This is a genomic window from Cupriavidus sp. H19C3, from assembly GCF_049393815.1.
In the GTDB taxonomy this organism is placed as follows: Bacteria; Pseudomonadota; Gammaproteobacteria; order Burkholderiales; family Burkholderiaceae; genus Cupriavidus.
The window spans coordinates 3,584,079-3,601,704 of record NZ_CP184985.1 but is presented as its reverse complement, the minus strand read 5'-3'; the positions used below and the strand labels follow the sequence as shown (position 1 = coordinate 3,601,704).

At 67.4% G+C, this 17,626-nt stretch carries 17 protein-coding genes; 5 read left to right on the top strand and 12 right to left on the bottom strand.

Going from position 1 to position 17,626, the window contains the following annotated elements:
• Positions 1-288: 288 nt before the first annotated feature.
• The 5 genes from ampD to DFLDMN_RS16645 are packed head-to-tail and all read right to left on the bottom strand — an operon-like array spanning position 289 to position 5,999.
• Positions 289-906, bottom strand: coding sequence for a 1,6-anhydro-N-acetylmuramyl-L-alanine amidase AmpD (gene ampD, locus DFLDMN_RS16665; protein ID WP_423195979.1), 618 nt, complete (start codon positions 904-906; stop codon positions 289-291).
• Positions 899-2,578 (bottom strand): sigma-54-dependent transcriptional regulator, encoded by a 1,680-nt coding sequence (locus tag DFLDMN_RS16660; protein WP_423195978.1) that lies wholly within the window; start codon positions 2,576-2,578, stop codon positions 899-901. Before DFLDMN_RS16660 ends, ampD begins: the two co-directional genes overlap by 8 nt.
• Before the next feature lie 51 nt (positions 2,579-2,629).
• Positions 2,630-4,738 (bottom strand): ATP-binding protein, encoded by a 2,109-nt coding sequence (locus tag DFLDMN_RS16655; protein WP_423195977.1) that lies wholly within the window; start codon positions 4,736-4,738, stop codon positions 2,630-2,632.
• Positions 4,735-5,010, bottom strand: coding sequence for a PP0621 family protein (locus DFLDMN_RS16650; RefSeq protein ID WP_423195976.1), 276 nt, complete (start codon positions 5,008-5,010; stop codon positions 4,735-4,737). The genes DFLDMN_RS16655 and DFLDMN_RS16650 overlap by 4 nt, the downstream gene beginning before the upstream one ends.
• Positions 5,011-5,030: 20 nt before the next feature.
• Entirely contained in the window at positions 5,031-5,999 is a 969-nt protein-coding gene (locus tag DFLDMN_RS16645; RefSeq protein WP_423195975.1) for a cytochrome C assembly family protein, read from the bottom strand.
• A 152-nt stretch (positions 6,000-6,151) separates the two neighbouring features.
• Here DFLDMN_RS16645 and ffh point away from each other — a divergent pair, with 152 nt between their 5' ends.
• Together ffh and DFLDMN_RS16635 are read left to right on the top strand one after the other, a co-directional pair.
• Positions 6,152-7,546, top strand: coding sequence for a signal recognition particle protein (gene ffh / locus DFLDMN_RS16640; protein WP_423195974.1), 1,395 nt, complete (start codon positions 6,152-6,154; stop codon positions 7,544-7,546).
• Between the two features lie 57 nt (positions 7,547-7,603).
• Complete coding sequence (locus DFLDMN_RS16635; RefSeq protein ID WP_423195973.1) at positions 7,604-8,146, top strand: hypoxanthine-guanine phosphoribosyltransferase; 543 nt, start codon at positions 7,604-7,606, stop codon at positions 8,144-8,146.
• Between the two features lie 47 nt (positions 8,147-8,193).
• On the opposite strand, the gene DFLDMN_RS16630 is transcribed toward DFLDMN_RS16635, so the two are convergent.
• A complete protein-coding gene (locus DFLDMN_RS16630) occupies positions 8,194-8,811 on the bottom strand; it encodes a LysE family translocator (protein WP_423195972.1) in 618 nt (205 codons plus the stop codon).
• 269 nt (positions 8,812-9,080) lie between these two features.
• Between DFLDMN_RS16630 and DFLDMN_RS16625 the strand changes: the two genes are divergently transcribed.
• Positions 9,081-9,983, top strand: coding sequence for an SDR family NAD(P)-dependent oxidoreductase (locus DFLDMN_RS16625; protein WP_423195971.1), 903 nt, complete (start codon positions 9,081-9,083; stop codon positions 9,981-9,983).
• A 127-nt stretch (positions 9,984-10,110) separates the two neighbouring features.
• On the opposite strand, the gene DFLDMN_RS16620 is transcribed toward DFLDMN_RS16625, so the two are convergent.
• Genes DFLDMN_RS16620 through DFLDMN_RS16610 form a run of 3 tightly spaced genes read right to left on the bottom strand, consistent with a single transcriptional unit; the run spans position 10,111 to position 13,462 of the window.
• Entirely contained in the window at positions 10,111-11,001 is an 891-nt protein-coding gene (locus DFLDMN_RS16620) for a 2OG-Fe(II) oxygenase (protein WP_423195970.1), read from the bottom strand.
• Positions 10,998-11,735, bottom strand: coding sequence for a lytic transglycosylase domain-containing protein (locus tag DFLDMN_RS16615; RefSeq protein ID WP_423195969.1), 738 nt, complete (start codon positions 11,733-11,735; stop codon positions 10,998-11,000). The genes DFLDMN_RS16620 and DFLDMN_RS16615 overlap by 4 nt, the downstream gene beginning before the upstream one ends.
• A 5-nt stretch (positions 11,736-11,740) precedes the next feature.
• Positions 11,741-13,462 (bottom strand): proline--tRNA ligase, encoded by a 1,722-nt coding sequence (locus DFLDMN_RS16610; protein ID WP_423195968.1) that lies wholly within the window; start codon positions 13,460-13,462, stop codon positions 11,741-11,743.
• Positions 13,463-13,624: 162 nt separating this feature from the next.
• Between DFLDMN_RS16610 and DFLDMN_RS16605 the strand changes: the two genes are divergently transcribed.
• Positions 13,625-14,296 (top strand): RNA pyrophosphohydrolase, encoded by a 672-nt coding sequence (locus DFLDMN_RS16605; protein ID WP_423195967.1) that lies wholly within the window; start codon positions 13,625-13,627, stop codon positions 14,294-14,296.
• Entirely contained in the window at positions 14,296-14,862 is a 567-nt protein-coding gene (locus DFLDMN_RS16600; protein WP_423195966.1) for a CNP1-like family protein, read from the top strand. The genes DFLDMN_RS16605 and DFLDMN_RS16600 overlap by 1 nt, the downstream gene beginning before the upstream one ends.
• Positions 14,863-14,988: 126 nt before the next feature.
• On the opposite strand, the gene proB is transcribed toward DFLDMN_RS16600, so the two are convergent.
• The 3 genes from proB to rpmA form a co-directional block, all read right to left on the bottom strand.
• The gene (gene proB / locus DFLDMN_RS16595) at positions 14,989-16,107 is read right to left on the bottom strand and encodes a glutamate 5-kinase (RefSeq protein ID WP_423195965.1); all 1,119 of its coding nucleotides are present in this window, start codon (positions 16,105-16,107) and stop codon (positions 14,989-14,991) included.
• A gap of 26 nt (positions 16,108-16,133) precedes the next feature.
• Positions 16,134-17,231 (bottom strand): GTPase ObgE, encoded by a 1,098-nt coding sequence (obgE, locus tag DFLDMN_RS16590; RefSeq protein ID WP_423195964.1) that lies wholly within the window; start codon positions 17,229-17,231, stop codon positions 16,134-16,136.
• A 134-nt stretch (positions 17,232-17,365) separates the two neighbouring features.
• Positions 17,366-17,626 (bottom strand): 50S ribosomal protein L27, encoded by a 261-nt coding sequence (rpmA, locus tag DFLDMN_RS16585; protein WP_019449572.1) that lies wholly within the window; start codon positions 17,624-17,626, stop codon positions 17,366-17,368.

The window sequence follows — 17,626 nt, the reverse complement described above, 5'->3', positions numbered from 1 at the left end:
CATCGCGAAAAACTGGGCTAAGTATAGTGAATCGTTGCCGGATGAACAGTCTTGACAAGGGCCATTCCGCCCGCTTTTCCTCGGATGCGGCAGCGCCACATTCCCGCCAGCCGCGCTAGGCCAAGGGATGCCGCCTGTTCGTCCGCTGCCGCACACAAACTTAAATTTTTTTCTATGGCAGGGGTGCGTCGATAGGCTTCCCCGTAGCGGGGAATTCACACGACCGACACGGCGTGACGGATCGCATATGAGGCACGCGCCACCAGCGCCTGCACCACGCCAAAGCGCTCAGCGGCCTGGGCCGTCGGCCGGGCCGGTATGGTACGGCAAGAGCGTGGCCGGCAGCCGGGCCAGACGCTCCCAGTCGAAATGCGGTCCGGGGTCGGTCTTGCGCCCGGGCGCGATATCGCTGTGCCCGGCCACGGCCGCCACCGGATACGCCTGGCGCAGGGCCCTCACCAGCGCGGCGGCGGTGTCGTACTGGGCCGGCGTAAACGGCTGATCGTCGGTGCCTTCGATCTCGATGCCGATCGAGAAATCGTTGCAGCGCTGACGTCCGCAGAACGCCGACTGCCCCGCATGCCAGGCGCGTTGCGTGCACGCGACAAACTGCACGAGCTCGCCCGTGCGCGCGATCAGGAAATGCGCGGACACCCGTACGTCGCGAATCTCCTCGAAAAACGGATGACGCGCGATGTCGAGGCGATTCTGAAAGAAGGCCTCGATATCGCCGGTGCCGAACTGTCCCGGCGGCAGGCTGATGTTGTGGATGACCACGAGGTCGAGCGGCATTCCGGCCGGACGGGCGTCGAAATTCGGCGACGGCACCCGGCGCGCGGCCGCCACCCAGCCGTCCGCGTCGGGCAGGTACGTCGGGTCGGGCGGGCGGTCCGCGGCCTCAGGCATCGCGGCTTTCGTCCGCGGACAGCGACTCCGCGCTGTCGCTGTCACTGTCGTCACGCCCGTCCCGGCCATCGCGACCGTCCCGGCCATCGCGGCCATCGCGGCCATCGCGCTCGTCGCGGATCTCCAGTTGCTGGATGCGATAGCGCAGCTGGCGGAAATTCAAACCCAGCAGCGGCGCTGCCGCGGTCCGGTTGAAGCCGGTCTGGCGCAAGGCGCGCAGGATCAGCTCGCGCTCGATCGCCTCCAGCCGCGCGGGCAGGTCGATCGGGAACGTGATATCGCCAAGCGCTTCGACCAGTGCATCGGCCGGCGGCGACTCCGGTTCCGGGTCGGGCGCGGGCTCCGGCACGCCGACCGGCATCGCGCTGGCGGGCGCCATGGCCCAGCCCGGCGCGGTGCCCCACACCGGATAGGCGTTGGAAACGACCGGCGGCATCGGCGGCGGCTGCAGCAGGGTGGCGCGCTCCATGCCGGCGTCGAGCGGCCCGAGGTCGGCCACATCGATCTCGTCGCCCTCGGCAAACGCGTAGGCCCGTTCGAGCAGGTTTTCGAGCTCGCGCACATTGCCCGGGAACGGATAGGTCGCCAGCCGGGCCAGCGCCGCGCGCGAGAGCCGGCGCGGATGCGCGTCGCCATAACGCACCGCGAGGTGCTCCAGAATCGCGCGCGCCAGCACCGGCACATCCTCGGCCCGCTCGCGCAGGGTCGGCATGCGCAATTCCAGCACGTTAAGGCGGTAGTACAAGTCCTGCCGGAACGACCCCGCCGCCACCATCGCGGCCAGGTCCTTGTGGCTCGCGCACATGACGCGCACGTCGACCGTGTCTTCCTTGCTTGCGCCGATCTTGCGCACCCGGCGTTCCTGCAGCGCGCGCAGCAGCTTGACCTGCATCGCCAGCGGCAGGTCGGCCACCTCGTCGAGCAACAGCGTGCCGCCATTGGCCGCCTGGAAGAAGCCTCCGCGTTCGGCATCGGCGCCCGTGAAGGCGCCCTTCACATAGCCGAAGAACTCGGACTCCATCAGCGTTTCCGGAATCGCACCGCAATTGACCGCAACGAACGGATGCGCGGCCCGCGCGCTCACCGCATGAATCGCGCGCGCGGCGCGTTCCTTGCCGCTGCCCGACTCGCCGCTGATCACCACCGGCGCCATGCTGCGCGCCAGCCGCGACAGCGAGCGCCGGACTTCCTGCATCGCCGGCGACAGCCCCGGCAGCAGCCCGGTCATGCGATCGGCCAGATCGACGGCCTCGGCGCTATCGGCGGCGGCCACCGCACCGCCATCGTGCTGCTTGCGGCCCAGCGCGTTCAGGATCAGCGTGCGCAGCTGGTCGAGCGAAACCGGTTTGGCGATGTAGTCGAAGGCGCCGGCCTTGAGCGCGTCCACCGCATTGTCGGCGCTGCCATAGGCCGTGATCACCGCCACCGGCACCCGCTCGGGCGCGGCCGACAGCTGGCGCACGATCTCGATGCCGAGGCCGTCGCCCAGACGCATATCGGTCAGCACCAGGCTATAGCGGCCCTCGGCCAGCTTCTGGCGGGCCTCTGCCAGAGAGCCAGCCATTACGACATCGTGCCCCATGCGGCGCAGTGAAATCTCCAGGAGCTCGCGCAGGTCGGCCTCGTCGTCGATAACGAGAATCGGAGCGAGGGCGGGCGGTCTCGGGGGCATGGGTCGTTCTGATCTGGCGGTTCTGTCTGTGCTATCCACCCGGCCGCCGGCTTACGCTTGGGCAGGCAGGTCGGGGGTCTCGATTCGCATGGTCAATACGAATGCTTTGGCCGGGAGTGTATCGCGAGCGCCGGGGGTAAGCAGCCCTGTGCGATCCAGCAACGTTTCCAGCGCGATGGTGCCGTAGCGCACCTGCGCATCGTTGGCGCCGCACAGCTCGCGCGCCATGAACAGTCCCAGGCCCGTGCCCTGCGCGTTGCTGGTGAAGAACGGCTCGAACAGGCTGCGCTGATGCTCGCGCGACACCTCGGCGCCGTCGTTCCAGACGATCAGCTCGGCGTGGTGCTGATCCAACGCATGCGCAAACAGCCGGATTGCGCCCGGTAGCCGGCTGCAATACCGCCATGCGTTGTCGAGCAGGTTGCCGAGCACCTGCTGCAGTTGCGCGGCATCGAAGATGACCGGCCGCGTCAGGTCCACCGTAATGCGGATCGCGTTGGCATTGACGTCCGCGCGCGAGCCCGCGCGCGAACGCATCTCCAGCCGCCACCGGTCGACGATCTCCGGCAATGCCTGCGTCAGCTGTACCGCGCTATGGCCGGTGCGCGGCCGGCGCGACAGCTGCAGCACGTCCGATATCACCTGGTCGAGCCGGCGCACGTTGTCGCTGATGATGCGCAGCAGACGCGCATCGATATCGCCGCCGCCAAAGCCCTGGCTCTCGCCGCCCGCGTCGCCCTCCCCATCCGGGCCGCTCCCCGCGCCGTACGTGGCGTGGCGCGTCGAGTCCGCCAGCAGTTCGTTGGCCTGGCTGATGGCCGCCAGCGGGTTGCGGATCTGGTGCGCCACGCTGGCCACCAGCCGCCCCATCGCCGCGAGTTTTTCCTGCTGGACCTGCTCCGCGATGCGCTCCCAGCTCTCGATATGGACCAGCAGGGTGTCGCGCATCTCGCTGCGCAACAGCGTCTCGTCCTCGGCGCTCCACGCCATCGCTTCGGTCTGCGCGATGGCCAGCCGCATGCGCGCCGCGCTCTCGGGCGACAGTTCGTTCCAGCCTTCGGTATCGAGCGACGATGGCACGGTGTAGGCATTCGACAGCGTCGAACGCACGCCGGCCAGACCGGGCAGCACAAAGCGCAGGCGCAGACGCGTATGCAGCATCGGCGATCCCGTGGCGGATGGCCGCGACGGCAACGGCAGCAGTTGCAGGATGCGCGGCACATCGTCCTTGGTGCGCAGCCAGTCGCGCAGCATCTCCATCAGCGGCTGCAGGCGCGGAATACGGCGCAGGTCGAACAGCGCACCCTCGCGCTCGCCGGCGCGCACCTGGCCGTCGCCGATGCGCTCGTGCGGCTGCACGCCGAGCAGCACGATCGCGGCCGGGTTGGCGGCCACCACCACGCCGGTGGCGCGCACCAGCATCACGCCGTCCTGCATGTCGTTGACCAGCAGACGGTTGACCAGTTGCTGCATGCGCAGTTCGTGCTCGCGCGCGAGCGCCAGCTGCTCCTGCGCGATCTGGCGATTGGCCAGCATGTGCATCACGAACGCGGCGATCATGAATACCAGACTGAACAGCCCGGAGCCGAGCAGGTCGGCATCGGCCTGATGCGACAGCAGCGTATGCACGAACGGCTCGCTCATCACCACCAGCGCGGACGCCGCCGCCGTGAACAGCGCGAACGGCAGGCTGGTCAGCGCACCGGCCGTGAGCGCCGGCAACAGGAAGATCATGGCCACGCCCTCGCCATGATTGCCCTTGGTCAGCACGGTAAAGATCGAGGCGAGCATGACCAGGTCGACCAGCACCTCCGCGCGCACGCGCAACTGGAAGCGCCGGCGCCAGAAGGCCGCCACCGTCAGCACCACGGCGATGACCAGGTAGGGCACCACCGCCGGCATGGCCGCCGCCATGCGCGCGCCGGTCTCGGCCTCGATTTCATAGAGCCCGCGCGAGCCGCGCTCGAGCGGCACCCAGGCGTAGCCGAGCAACAGCAGCGCCACGGCCAGCCGCGTCCAGCAGAAATAACGGAGCAGGCGCCAGTGGAATTCAGGCGGCTCGGGCTGCTGCCACAGTTGCCGCAGCACGCTGGCGGGCGCCGGCGTGGCGTGGGAGGAAGCGGTCGCCTTCTGCGTGCGGGACGCGGCCGGCCGGCTCATGAGCGGCCGCCGCCGGCTTCGGTGGCGTCCGGCAGATGGCTGCGCCGGCAGTAGTGGAGGCCCTGCCAGCCGATCGCCTCGCCGCGCGGCAGGTGCACGCCGCATTGCGCGCACTGGACCATCGGCTGGGTCTCGTCGGCGGGCCCGGCCGGGCGCCGCGCGGCGGGCTCCGGCGGGCGGGCGCGGGCGTCGGCCTGGCGCGCCCCGGCACGATCGCGCAGCCACCAGAAGATGCCCAGCACGATGGCGAGCAGGAGCAGGATTCTTGCCATGACGGGGGAGGGGACGAGCCTCAGGTGAGACGGTGCAGGATGACTTCGAGCACGAACCGGCTGCCGACGTAGGCCAGCAGCAGGATGCCAAACGACGCGATGACCCAGCGCAGGGCCGTGCGGCCACGCCAGCCGCGGAAGCGGCGGCCGATCAGGATGCCGCCGAACATGGCCCACGAGATGATCGCGAACACGGTCTTGTGGTCCATGCGGAAGGCACGCCCGAACAACTGCTCGGAGAACAGGAAGCCCGAGACGATGGTCAGCGTCAGCAGCACGAAGCCGGCGGCGATCAGGCGGAACAGCAGTTTCTCGAGCGTCAGCAGCGGCGGCAGCAGGTCGAGCCAGCGCCCGAGCCACTGGCCCGGCGCCCGTTCGCCGGACGGCGGCCGCGTAAAGCCGTGCAGGCGGCGCTCCGCCAGCAGCATCAGGAACGCATGAAACGCCGCCAGCGTAAAGAGCCCGTAGGCGACGTTGGCGATGATGAAATGAAGCTTGAACAGCGGCCGCGCCGCGTAACCGAGGATCTGCGCGCCCGGAAACGCCAGCGGCATCAGGCTGGCGAGCAGCGCGACCGGAATCACGATCAGCCCGAGCCCGGCCAGCGCGAAGAAGAAGCTTTCGATCCAGTAGATGCCCACGCCGAGCCAGAGCATGGCCGAGAGCGCGAAGGCAAAGCCGAAGACCATGCGGTCGGCGGGGAAAATCGTCTCGTGCAGCAGCAGGCCGTGGCAGGCAAGCGCCGCCAGCATCAGGATGTGCCACCAGGGCGGCTGGGCTTCGCTCGCCGCGGCACCGCCGCCCGGCACACCATGCGGCACCAGCACCGGGGTGCCGGGCCCGCCCAGCGGCCCCCCCAGCGATCCAACCAGGGGGGCATCGCCCGCCGCGCCGCCGGCCGCGGCCAGCCGCGGATGGCGCGTGGCCCAGCCGTGCAGGGCCAGGCCGCAATAGAGAAGTGCCGTCAGGGCATACAGTACAATGACCATTTGCGCAGTTTACCCTAGTGCCCATATTGTCGGATGCGCGTTCATGGCGTCGCGACATCGCGTCGCGGTAATACGTCGACACGGCGCCGACATGCGTCGGCACAGGCGCCCTGTTCCCCCTACTCCTAGCCGGATCGTTCCCCTTCTTTGCCATGCTGGACAACCTCACTCAACGCCTGGCGCGGGTCGTCAAGACCATGCGCGGCGAGGCCCGACTGACCGAGGCCAATACCGCCGAAATGCTGCGCGAAGTGCGCCTGGCCATGCTCGAGGCCGACGTCGCGCTGCCGGTGGTCCGTGAATTCATTGCGCGCGTCAAGGAGAAGGCGCTCGGCGAGGAGGTGGTCACCAGCCTCACGCCGGGCCAGGCCCTGGTCGGCGTGGTCCAGCGCGAGCTGACCGCGGTGATCGGCGGCGAGGAAGCCGTGACCCCGGGCAACCAGAGCGGCGAGCTCAACCTCAACGTCCAGCCGCCCGCGATCATCCTGATGGCCGGCCTGCAGGGCGCCGGCAAGACCACCACGGTCGGCAAGCTGTCCAAGTGGCTCAAGGAACAAAAGAAGAAAAAGGTGCTGACGGTCTCGTGCGACGTGTACCGCCCTGCCGCCATCGCCCAGTTGAAGACCGTGTCGGAGCAGGTCGGCGCGGAGTTTTTCCCGTCGCAGCCGGACCAGAAGCCCGTCGACATTGCGCGCGCGGCGCTGGACTGGGCGCGCAAGCATTATCACGACGTGCTGATCGTCGATACCGCCGGCCGGCTCGGTATCGACGAGGCGATGATGCAGGAAATCGCCGCGCTGCACGCCGAACTCAAACCCGCCGAAACGCTGTTCGTGGTCGACGCGATGCTCGGCCAGGACGCCGTCAATACCGCCAAGGCCTTCAATGACGCGCTGCCGCTGACCGGCGTGGTGCTGACCAAGCTCGATGGCGATGCGCGCGGCGGTGCCGCGCTGTCGGTGCGCCATATCACCGGGCGCCCGATCAAGTTCGTCGGCGTCGGCGAAAAGCTCGACGGCCTCGAGCCCTTCTACGCGGACCGCATGGCCCAGCGGATTCTCGGCATGGGCGACATTCTCGCGCTGGTCGAGGAAGCGCAACGCGGCGTGGACATGGAAGCCGCCGAGAAGCTCGCCAAGAAGATCAAGAAGACCGGCGGCTTCGACCTCGAGGACTTCAAGGCCCAGATCGGCCAGATGAAGAAGATGGGCGGGCTCGGCAGCCTCGTGGACAAGCTGCCCGCGCAGTTTGCCCAGCAGGCCCAGGGCGCCAACATGGATCAGGCCGAGAAGCAGGTGCGCCGCATGGAAGGCATCATCAACAGCATGACGCCGCAGGAACGCGCCAAGCCCGAACTGATCAAGGCCAGCCGCAAGCGCCGCATCGCGGCCGGCGCCGGCGTGCCGGTGCAGGAGGTCAACCGCCTGCTGAACCAGTTCGACCAGATGCAGGGCATGATGAAGAAGCTCAAGGGCGGTGGCATGATGAAGATGATGCGCCAGATGGGCGCGATGAAGGGCGGCATGAAGGGCCTGTTCAACCGCTAAGGTGTGGCCACCGGGGTGCGCCGCCCCCCATCCCCGCAAAGACAAGGACAACACATCATGATGAGCGCCGAACAGGCCCGCGAACTGTGGGCGAATTCCGAGGAAATCGTCAGCGCGGCCGAGGTGCAGGCCTCGCTCGACCGCATGGCCGCCGAGATCACCGCCAGCATGGGCGATGCCTTTCCGCTGGTGCTGTCGGTCATGGGCGGCGCCGTGGTCTTTACCGGCATGCTGCTGCCCAAGCTGCAATTCCCGCTGGAGTTCGACTATATCCACCTCTCGCGCTACAACAACAAGACGGTCGGCGGCGAGATGCAATGGCGCGTGGCGCCACGCGAATCGGTCAAGGACCGCGTGGTGCTGGTGCTGGACGACATCCTGGACGAGGGCGAAACCATGGCCGCCATCCGCACGCGCATCATGGACATGGGTGCCCGGGAATTCCGCGCCGCCGTGCTGTGCGAGAAGACGCTGGCCAAAGCCAAGCCCATGCATCCGGACTTCTGCGGCTTCCAGGTGCCGGACCGCTACGTGTTTGGCTGCGGCATGGATGCCAAGGGCTACTGGCGCAATCTCGGCGCCATCCGCGCGCTGCGTTGATCCGCCGGGCCGGGGCTATCCCGGCCGCCCGGCCATCCCCGCCGCCGTCAATGGCTGGCGAGGATCGGCCAGAGCGATGCCAGCAGCAGCAGGGCCATCGTCACGTTGAACACCCGCAGCACGCGCGGCGAGGCCAGCCAGCGGCGCAATGCCGAACCGAACACGGCCCACACCGCCACGCTCGGCAGGTTGACCAGGCCGAACACGGCGACCATCAGCAGCACGTTGAGCCAGACATTGCCGTGCAGGACATAGGTACTGCACGCGCCCACCACCATCACCCACGCCTTCGGATTGACCCACTGGAACGCCGCCGCGCGCAGAAAGGTCATCGGTCGCGCCACCTCGCGCTCCTGCAACCCGCCCGACGTCGCCAGCTGCCACGCCAGCCACACCAGGTAGCCGGCCGCGGCCACGCGCAGCACCTGCCAGGTCCACGGCAGCGCGGCAAAGATCGAGCCCAGGCCGAGATCGACCAGGATCACCATGATCGAGACGCCCACGGTAATCCCGAGCAGATGGGGCACCGTGCGCATAAAGCCGAAATTGACGCCCGACGCGAGCACCATCGTGTTGTTGGGTCCGGGCGTGATCGACGAGACAAAGACGAAGGCGCAGAACGCGGCAAATATGCCCGAACTTGCGGAGAGGGATGCCAGAGCCATGGGGGCGTTCCAGGAAAGAAAAGACGCAAGGCCCTAGTCTAGGACGGACAACCTATACAGTACCGGTACGATTGATCTGAAAGGTTCCGGTACAGCCCAGGTGTCGCCGCCGTCGAGTGTGCCGGTGCATCCCGCTCCATTGTTTCTCTCGTGGAACCAGTGCTGGCAATTCACGACCGATTATCTACAGCGGGCGCCCGTCCATAGTGATCTCACACCGCGCTGCAAGGTGCAGCCAGGGAATCCTTCTCGCATCCAGGAGCAACCTCATGAAGAAGACCGTACTGATCACGGGCGCCTCCAGCGGCTTTGGCCGCCTCACCGCCGAAGCTCTCGCCCGGGCCGGCAATATCGTCTACGCCTCGATGCGCCATACCACGGGGCGCAACGCTGCCGTGGTCGCGCAGATGGCCGCCTTCGCCAGGACCCACGGCGTGGATCTGCGCACCGTCGACATGGACGTGCAGTCGCAGGAATCGGTCGATGCCGCCGTCGCCACGGTTGTGGCGGAAGCGGGCCGCATCGACGTGATCGTGCATAACGCCGGCCATATGGTGTTCGGTCCGGCCGAGTCGTTCACGCCCGAACAGTACGCGCAGGTGTACGACGTCAACGTGCTCGGCACGCAGCGCGTGAATCGCGCCGTGCTGCCTCATCTGCGTCGTCAGGGGCAAGGCCTGGTGGTGTGGGTATCGAGCAGCAGCTCGGCCGGCGGCACGCCGCCGTACCTGGCGCCCTACTTCGCGGCCAAGGCGGCGATGGATGCAATTGCCGTGCAGTATGCGCGCGAGCTGTCGCGCTGGGGGATCGAGACCTCGATCATCGTGCCGGGCGCGTTCACCAGCGGCACCAACCACTTCGCCCATGCCGGCGTGCCGGCCGATACGGCGCGCGCCGCCGAGTACGAGGCAGGCCCCTATGCGGGCTTTGGCACGCAGATCCAGCAGGCCTTTGCGGCCATCGTGCCCGCGGACGCCGATGCCGGCACCGTGGCCGAGGCCATCGTCGAGGTGGTGGCCAGACCGTCCGGCCTGCGGCCGTTCCGCGTGCATGTCGATCCGGCGCAGGACGGCGCGGACGTCGGCTTCACGGTACTGGACCGGCTGCGCGCGGAGATGCTGCATCGGGTGGGACTGTCCGACCTGCTGAAGCCGCCCGTGGCGGCCGCGTGACGGCGGGCGGGAAGCCGCCGGTGAAGTCGCCGGTGAAGTCGCCGGTGAAGTCGTAAAAGCGCACATCGGGACGATGCGCGCCCTGCTCCCGCCGCCGGGAGCGGGGCGCCGACGGTCCTCCGTCAGCTTACGAGACCGAACTCCGGTAAGGATGTTCGCGCAGCCATTTCGTGGCGATCCATTTCTCGCCGGACTCGACCGGCAGTCCCGCATGCAGCGTGCGCTCGTCCAGGCCGCCGTCCGGCAGGCGATAGCTGAAGAAGACCGCATTGCCCTTGACCGGCGCGACCTCCAGTCCGAGCTTGGGAAACGCCGTGGCGCCGCCCGCCACCGGGCTGTTCAGGTAGATCACCAGCGTGGCCACGCGCTGCCCGCCCACGCGCAACTGGCGCGCCTCGCCGGGACGCTGCGGATTGAAGAAATCGAAGTGCGGCTGATACTCGCCGCCCGGCTTGTAGTTGAGGATCTGCAACCCCTCGCCGTGGTCCACCGGCAAGCCGGTCACCGCGGCAATGCGCGCCTCGATGCGCTCGATCAGCGCATGCTCGCCCACCTGGAACATCGCGCCCATGCTCGTGCGCGCGTCGATCAGGTTCTCGTCGCCGGTATCGGGATTGACCACTGGCGAGCGTTCCATCCGGCCGCGCGACAGCGCGATCAGCGCATCGCACTCGGCCTCGGTCAGCAGGTTCTGCAACAGCAGGATGCGCGGCGACTCCAGTCCGAACAGGATCTGGATGGTATGCCCCAGATGGCGGAACGCATTGCTGCCGGGTTGCACCGCGTCGGGCGCCGCGGAGCTGCGCGCCTTCGGTGCCATGGGCGCCGGCGCGGAAGGCGGCATCGGCAGTCCCAGCGCCGCCGCCACGGTATCGCGCGCGAAGGCGGCCTCATACCCGGAGCGCAACATCGAATTGACCAGCGCTTCGGCACCGAAGCCCTGCTCGATATGGCGCGCGAGCCAGCGTTCGAGTTCGGGCGACGACGTGCTGTAGCCGCCTTTCGTTTCCGTGCTCATGATGGATTGGTGATCCGTTGCGGCGAGAAGGGATTGTTCGCCGGGGCCTCGGGCCGCAGGTTGCGGCGCGCCGGGGCGGCGGTCTCGGGATCGCCCGCCATGGTCACCGTCGCCTCCGAGTACTGCCAGCGCTTCCACGCGGCCAGTACCGCGTTGGGATATTCGGGGCGCCCGCGGCTGCCGTTATAGCGCCCCAGCGCGAGGAACAGGTCGCCGTTCTCGCGGTCCAGGTAGTGGCGCAGGATCGTGCAGCCGTAGCGCAGGTTGCTTTGCAGATGGAACAGCTTGCGTGTGTCGCCATCGCCGATGCTGCGCACCCAGAATGGCATCACCTGCATCAGCCCGCGCGCGTCGGCGGAACTGATCGCGTACTTGCGGAAGCCGCTCTCCACCTGCACCAGCCCGAGCACCAGCGCGGGCTCCAGCCCGGCGCGCTTGGCCTCGTAGTAAACCGTCTCGATCAGCTCGACGCGCACCTGCGGCTCGGGGATCTTCACCTCGAGCCGGCGCGACATCTCGCCCAGCCACTTGAGGTAGCCGAGCCGCTCCGAGCCGCTGGCGAACACCGGCCGCACCGGCCGGTTGTCGGCGATGGCCGCGGCCAGTGCGCCGCGCACCGAATCGGCCAGCGCTTCTTCCTTCTGCGCGCCCGCGTGCGCCACGCCGGCGGCGAGCGTCAACAGCAATCCGCCCGTCAGCCACTGGCGCAGGCACGACCGCAGGCGGGCGCGCATCGGCGTCATTGCGCCAGCTTGGCGCGCACGTGGCCAACCACATCGGCCACCGCCACGGGCGTGGCCTCGGCATCGCGGCGGCCCTGGTACTCGACCTTGCCTTCCTTGAGGCCACGGTCTCCCACCACCACGCGATGCGGCGCGCCGATCAGCTCCCAGTCGGCAAACATCACGCCGGGACGCTCGCCGCGGTCGTCGAGGATGACGTCGACGCCGGCCGCCAGCAACTCGGCATGGATGCGGTCCGCTTCTGCCTTGACAGCCTCCGAGCGGTCGTACCCCACCGGGCACACCACCACCTGGAAGGGCGCGATCGCCGCCGGCCAGATAATGCCGCGCTCGTCGAAATTCTGCTCGATGGCCGCGCCCAGGATGCGCGTGATGCCAATCCCGTAGCAGCCCATCTGCATCGGCTGGGTCTTGCCGTTCTCGTCGAGGAAGGTCGCGTTCATCGCTTCAGAATAGCGCGTGCCGAGCATGAACACGTGACCGACTTCGATCCCGCGGCAGATTTGCAGCGTACCGTTGCCGTCGGGCGACGCATCGCCGGCCACCACGTTGCGCAGATCGGCCACCAGGGGCTCGGGCAGGTCGCGGCCCCAGTTGACGCCGGTGTAGTGATAGTCGCGTTCGTTGGCGCCGCAGCAGAAATCGCTCATGTTGGCCACGGTCCGGTCAGCCACCAGCTGGAACGGCTTCCTGGCGCCGAGCGGGCCCAGGTAGCCCGGAGGCGAACCGAACGTGTCGACGATCTCGCTCTCGGTGGCAAAGCGGAAGTCGGCCAGGCCCGGCACCTTCGACGCCTTGACCTCGTTGAGCTCGTGGTCGCCGCGCAGCAGCAGCAGCCAGATCTCGGTGCCAGCGTCGGTATCCTTGGCCAGCACGATCGACTTGACCGTGCGCGTCAGCGGCATGCCGAGGAACTCGGCCACCTGCTCGCACTTGGCCTTGCCCGGCGTCGATGCCTTGACCAGCGCCTCGGCGGGGGCCGCGCGGCTGGCCAGCAGCGGCAGCGCTTCGGCGGCCTCCATGTTGGCCGCGTAGTCGGAGGTCGGGCAATAGACGATGGCGTCCTCGCCGGTATCGGCAATCACGTGGAACTCGTGCGAGCCCGAGCCGCCGATGGCGCCGTTATCGGCCGCCACGGCACGGAACTCCAGGCCGAAACGCTTGAAGATGCGCACGTAGGCGTCGTACATCGACTGGTACGAGGCCTTCAGCCCGTCGAGGTCGCGATCGAACGAATACGCGTCCTTCATGGTGAATTCGCGGCCGCGCATGATGCCGAAGCGCGGCCGGCGCTCGTCGCGGAACTTGGTCTGAATCTGATAGAAGTTCACCGGCAGCTGCTTGTAGCTGCGGATTTCGCTGCGGGCGATATCGGTCACCACTTCCTCGGAGGTGGGCTGGAGCGCGAAGTCGCGCTCGTGGCGGTCCTTCAGGCGCAGCAGTTCCGGACCCATCTTGTCCCAGCGGCCGGTTTCCTGCCACAGCTCGGCCGGCTGGACCACGGGCATGGACAGCTCGACGGCGCCGGCGCGGTTCATTTCCTCGCGGACGATGTTCTCCACCTTGCGGATCACGCGCAGGCCCACTGGCATGTAGCTGTAGATGCCGGCACCGAGCTTCTTGATCATGCCGGCGCGCATCATGAGTTTGTGCGACACGATTTCCGCGTCGGCGGGCGCTTCCTTGAGCGTGGAAATGAAGAATTGCGAGGCTTTCATCCGTTGATTTCTCTGCGATCTCTGAGTACGGTCGGTTGCGAGGTGACAAGACGCGCCTGAAACTGCCCTTGCCGCTCGGGGAAAACCAGCATCCCCCGCACCGGGCCGACCCGCGCGCTTCCTTTATAATCGACGTAATTCTAAAGGATTCGAGGTGCAGTCATGCTCGATCGTGAAGGCTTTCGCCCGAACGTCGGCATCATCCTCATCAACGCACGCAACGAGGTATTCTGGGGCAAGCGAATCGGCGAACATTCATGGCAGTTTCCGCAGGGCGGCATCAAGTACGGCGAGACGCCGGAACAGGCCATGTACCGCGAACTGCAAGAAGAAGTCGGCCTGCTTCCGGAACATGTCAGGATCGTCGGTCGCACGCGTGACTGGCTGCGTTATGAGGTGCCGGACAAGTTCATTCGCCGCGAGATCCGCGGCCATTACAAGGGCCAGAAGCAGATCTGGTTCCTGTTGCGCATGGTATGCCGCGACTGTGACATCAAGTTGCGCGCCACCGACCATCCGGAGTTCGACGCCTGGCGCTGGAGCCAGTACTGGGTGCCGCTGGAGGCGGTGATCGAATTCAAGCGCGATGTCTACCAGATGGCGCTGACGGAATTGTCACGCTTTCTGCATCGCAGCCGCGTACCGTTGAGCCCCTATGGTAATCACGGTAATCACGGCAGCCACGGTAACCCGGGCCGTCACGGCGGCGGCCAGCCACGGCCCGCCGTCTCGTCGTGCGCGCCTGCCGCCAACGCAACCGCCCCCACCGCCGACGGCGTGGCGGACGCTCTCCCGCCGGCGACCCCGGCGGCCACTGACCAAACGGAGTCCTGATGAAACGTTTTACCGGCCCGGCCGCTCGCGCCGGGCTGCTGCTTGTGGCGGCCTGCCTGGCGCTGGCAGGCTGCAAGTCCGCTCCCAAGCCAGCCGGCGCCGAATCCGACGAGGCCGCCTGGCTCGATCCGTTCGATTCCAAGCCGTTCAAGGAAGCCGAGGCCCCGCTACCGGCGCCGCCCAGGGATGCCGACCTGATTCCGTTCACGGTCGGCGATTCGGGCAATTTCAAGTTCGCCGTCGACGCCAGGTCGATCAGCGTGGGCGCCGACAACGTGGTGCGCTATACCGTGGTCATTACCAGCGCCAGCGGCGCGCGCAACGTGAGCTACGAGGGCATGCGCTGCGACGCGTTCGAGCGCAAGATCTACGCCGTGATGCCGCAAGGCGCCAAGGAATGGGTGTCCAACCGGGGCATGGACGACTGGCAACGGATGCAGACGCGCCAGCGCAACAGCTATGCCGCCACGCTGGCCACCGACTACTTCTGCGAGGGCCGCACCGTGGCCGGCAAGCCCGAACAGCTGGTGCGCGACCTGCGCGCCTACGCGCCGAGCTGGCGCTGAGGGCGGGACGGCGCCGCGGGACTGGTCTGCCCCTGACGGCGGGTGATGCCGCCTGAGGCCCTGAGGCGCGCGGGAGGTGGGTTGAGACAAGAAAGCCGCCGGCAGCAACCGCTGCCGGCGGCTTTTTTACACCAGGACGAGGTTGTCCCGGTGAATCAGTTCCGGTTCGTTGAGATGGCCCAGCACCGTCTCGATCTCCGACGACGGCTTGCGCGCGATCAGCCTGGCCTCGGCGCTCGAGTAGTTGGTAATGCCGCGCGCGACCTCGTGGCCGGCCGGATCGACGCAGGCAATTACCTCGCCGCGCGCAAATTCCCCCTGCACTTCCACCACGCCGATCGGCAGCAACGACTTGCCGCCGCCGGTCAGCTTCTCCACCGCGCCGGCATCGATCACCACCCGTCCGCGCAGTTGCAGATGGTCGGCCATCCACTGCTTGCGCGCGGTCAGGCGACCGGTCGGTGCCAGCAGCTGCGTGCCGATGGCCTCGCCCAGGGCCAGCCGCTCGAGTACGTTGGGCTCGCGGCCCGAGGCAATGGTGGTATGCGCGCCCGACTTGGCGGCGCGCTTGGCGGCCAGGATCTTGGTCAGCATGCCACCGCGGCCGATGGCGGAACCGGCGCCGCCGGCCATTGCCTCCAGCTCCAGCGTACCGGCCAGGGCCTCGTGCACGAACTCGGCGGCGGGATCCTTGCGCGGGTCGGCGGTATAGAGACCGCGCTGATCGGTCAGGATCACCAGCACATCGCCTTCGATCAGGTTGGTCACCAGTGCGCCCAGCGTGTCGTTGTCGCCGAACTTGATTTCGTCGGTGACGACCGTGTCGTTCTCGTTGATGATCGGTACCACGCCGAGCGACAGCAGTGTCAGCAGCGTCGAGCGGGCATTGAGATAGCGTTCGCGGTCGGCAAGATCGGCATGGGTCAGCAGCACCTGCGCGGTGCGGATGCCGTAGTGGCCGAACTGGCTTTCGTAGACCTGCGCCAGGCCCATCTGGCCGACCGCCGCGGCGGCCTGCAGTTCATGGATTTCCTTCGGGCGGCGCACCCAGCCCAGCCGCTGCATGCCTTCGGCAATGGCGCCCGAGCTGACCAGCACCACTTCCTTGCCCGCCGCGCGCAGCTTGGCGATCTGCGCGGCCCAGCGCGCGATGGCGTCGTGATCGAGCCCCTTGCCGTCGTTGGTGACAAGGCTCGACCCCACCTTGACGACGATGCGTTTTGCCTGCGCGATGACCGATTGCATGGTGGGAAGCTCGGGAGATGTCGAAATCAGGAGGCGTCGCCGCCGCGGTCGATATTGTGGAGCCGTTCGTCGAGCCGGATATCGGGTTCGGCCAGGGCCGCGGCCTCTTCCGCCTTGAGCGCCGCGAGGTGGTCCTTGATCGCGTAGATCAGTTCGCGGCAACCGTCGCCGGTCAGCGCCGAGATCCGGAATACCGGGCCCTTCCACTTGTAGCGCTTGACGAAGTCCTTGACGCGCGCCTCGCGCTCGTCTTCGGGCACCATGTCCAGCTTGTTGAGCACCAGCCAGCGCGGCTTGTCGTAGAGCGACTCGTCGTACTTCTTCAGTTCGTTGACGATGGCGCGCGCCTCGGCCACGGGATCGACGTTCTCGTCGAACGGGGCCAGGTCCACGAGATGCAGCAGCAGCCCCGTCCGTTGCAGGTGGCGCAGGAACTGATGACCCAGGCCCGCGCCCTCCGCGGCGCCTTCGATCAGTCCGGGAATATCGGCCACCACGAACGACTGCTCATGGTCCACGCGCACCACGCCGAGATTCGGATGGAGCGTCGTGAACGGATAGTCGGCCACCTTCGGCCGCGCATTGGAAATATGCGAGATCAGGGTCGACTTGCCGGCATTGGGCATGCCGAGCAGGCCCACATCGGCCAGCACCTTCAGCTCGAGCTTGAGCATGCGGCGCTCGCCAGGCTTGCCGTCCACCTGCTGGCGCGGCGCGCGGTTGGTACTCGACTTGAAATGGAGATTGCCCCAGCCGCCCATGCCGCCTTCGGCCAGGCATACGGTCTGGCCGTGCTCGGTCAGGTCGGCGATCAGTTCGCCGGTATCCATGTCCGTGATCAGCGTGCCGACCGGCATGCGCAGCGTCACGTCCTCGCCGGCGGCGCCATAGCAGTCGGCGCCACGGCCGTTCTCGCCGTTCCTGGCCACGTGCTTCTTGGCGTAGCGAAAGTCGATCAGCGTATTGATGTTGCGGTCCGCCTGTGCGAACACGCTGCCGCCGCGGCCGCCGTCACCGCCATCGGGGCCACCAAACGGCACAAACTTCTCGCGCCGGAACGACGCGCTCCCGTTGCCGCCATTGCCGGCAATCGCTTCGATTCGGGCTTCGTCGATAAACTTCATGATGATCTTCCGTATGGAGCTCGGCTGGCGCCGTCAGTCAGGCTGCGCGTCGGATACGCATCGGACCATACATTTTCGCCAGAAATGAAAAAGCCCCGCAAGCGTTGCGGGGCCTTCGTGCTGCAAAGGCTGTATCAGGCCGCCGGAACGACGCTGACTTGCTGCTTCTTGGCAGCGCCCTTGACGGCGAACTGCACATGACCGTCCACCAGGGCGAACAGCGTGTGGTCCTTGCCGATACCGACGTTTTCGCCAGCGTGCACGCGGGTGCCGCGTTGACGAACGATGATGCCGCCGGCGTTGATGGCCTGGCCACCGTACACCTTCACGCCCAGGCGCTTCGATTCCGAATCACGGCCGTTCCGCGTGGAACCGCCGCCTTTTTTCTGTGCCAT

Excerpts from the sequence above, each read along its gene's own strand:
- ampD (WP_423195979.1), bottom strand. The coding sequence starts at position 906 with ATGCCTGAGGCCGCGGACCGCCCGCCCGACCCGACGTACCTGCCCGAC.
- ffh (WP_423195974.1), top strand. The coding sequence starts at position 6,152 with ATGCTGGACAACCTCACTCAACGCCTGGCGCGGGTCGTCAAGACCATG.
- proB (WP_423195965.1), bottom strand. The coding sequence starts at position 16,107 with ATGCAATCGGTCATCGCGCAGGCAAAACGCATCGTCGTCAAGGTGGGG.
- DFLDMN_RS16605 (WP_423195967.1), top strand. The coding sequence starts at position 13,625 with ATGCTCGATCGTGAAGGCTTTCGCCCGAACGTCGGCATCATCCTCATC.
- DFLDMN_RS16635 (WP_423195973.1), top strand. The coding sequence starts at position 7,604 with ATGATGAGCGCCGAACAGGCCCGCGAACTGTGGGCGAATTCCGAGGAA.
- DFLDMN_RS16630 (WP_423195972.1), bottom strand. The coding sequence starts at position 8,811 with ATGGCTCTGGCATCCCTCTCCGCAAGTTCGGGCATATTTGCCGCGTTC.
- DFLDMN_RS16600 (WP_423195966.1), top strand. The coding sequence starts at position 14,296 with ATGAAACGTTTTACCGGCCCGGCCGCTCGCGCCGGGCTGCTGCTTGTG.
- DFLDMN_RS16655 (WP_423195977.1), bottom strand. The coding sequence starts at position 4,738 with ATGAGCCGGCCGGCCGCGTCCCGCACGCAGAAGGCGACCGCTTCCTCC.
- DFLDMN_RS16650 (WP_423195976.1), bottom strand. The coding sequence starts at position 5,010 with ATGGCAAGAATCCTGCTCCTGCTCGCCATCGTGCTGGGCATCTTCTGG.
- DFLDMN_RS16615 (WP_423195969.1), bottom strand. The coding sequence starts at position 11,735 with ATGCGCGCCCGCCTGCGGTCGTGCCTGCGCCAGTGGCTGACGGGCGGA.
- DFLDMN_RS16660 (WP_423195978.1), bottom strand. The coding sequence starts at position 2,578 with ATGCCCCCGAGACCGCCCGCCCTCGCTCCGATTCTCGTTATCGACGAC.
- obgE (WP_423195964.1), bottom strand. The coding sequence starts at position 17,231 with ATGAAGTTTATCGACGAAGCCCGAATCGAAGCGATTGCCGGCAATGGC.
- DFLDMN_RS16620 (WP_423195970.1), bottom strand. The coding sequence starts at position 11,001 with ATGAGCACGGAAACGAAAGGCGGCTACAGCACGTCGTCGCCCGAACTC.
- DFLDMN_RS16625 (WP_423195971.1), top strand. The coding sequence starts at position 9,081 with ATGAAGAAGACCGTACTGATCACGGGCGCCTCCAGCGGCTTTGGCCGC.
- rpmA (WP_019449572.1), bottom strand. The coding sequence starts at position 17,626 with ATGGCACAGAAAAAAGGCGGCGGTTCCACGCGGAACGGCCGTGATTCG.
- DFLDMN_RS16645 (WP_423195975.1), bottom strand. The coding sequence starts at position 5,999 with ATGGTCATTGTACTGTATGCCCTGACGGCACTTCTCTATTGCGGCCTG.
- DFLDMN_RS16610 (WP_423195968.1), bottom strand. The coding sequence starts at position 13,462 with ATGAAAGCCTCGCAATTCTTCATTTCCACGCTCAAGGAAGCGCCCGCC.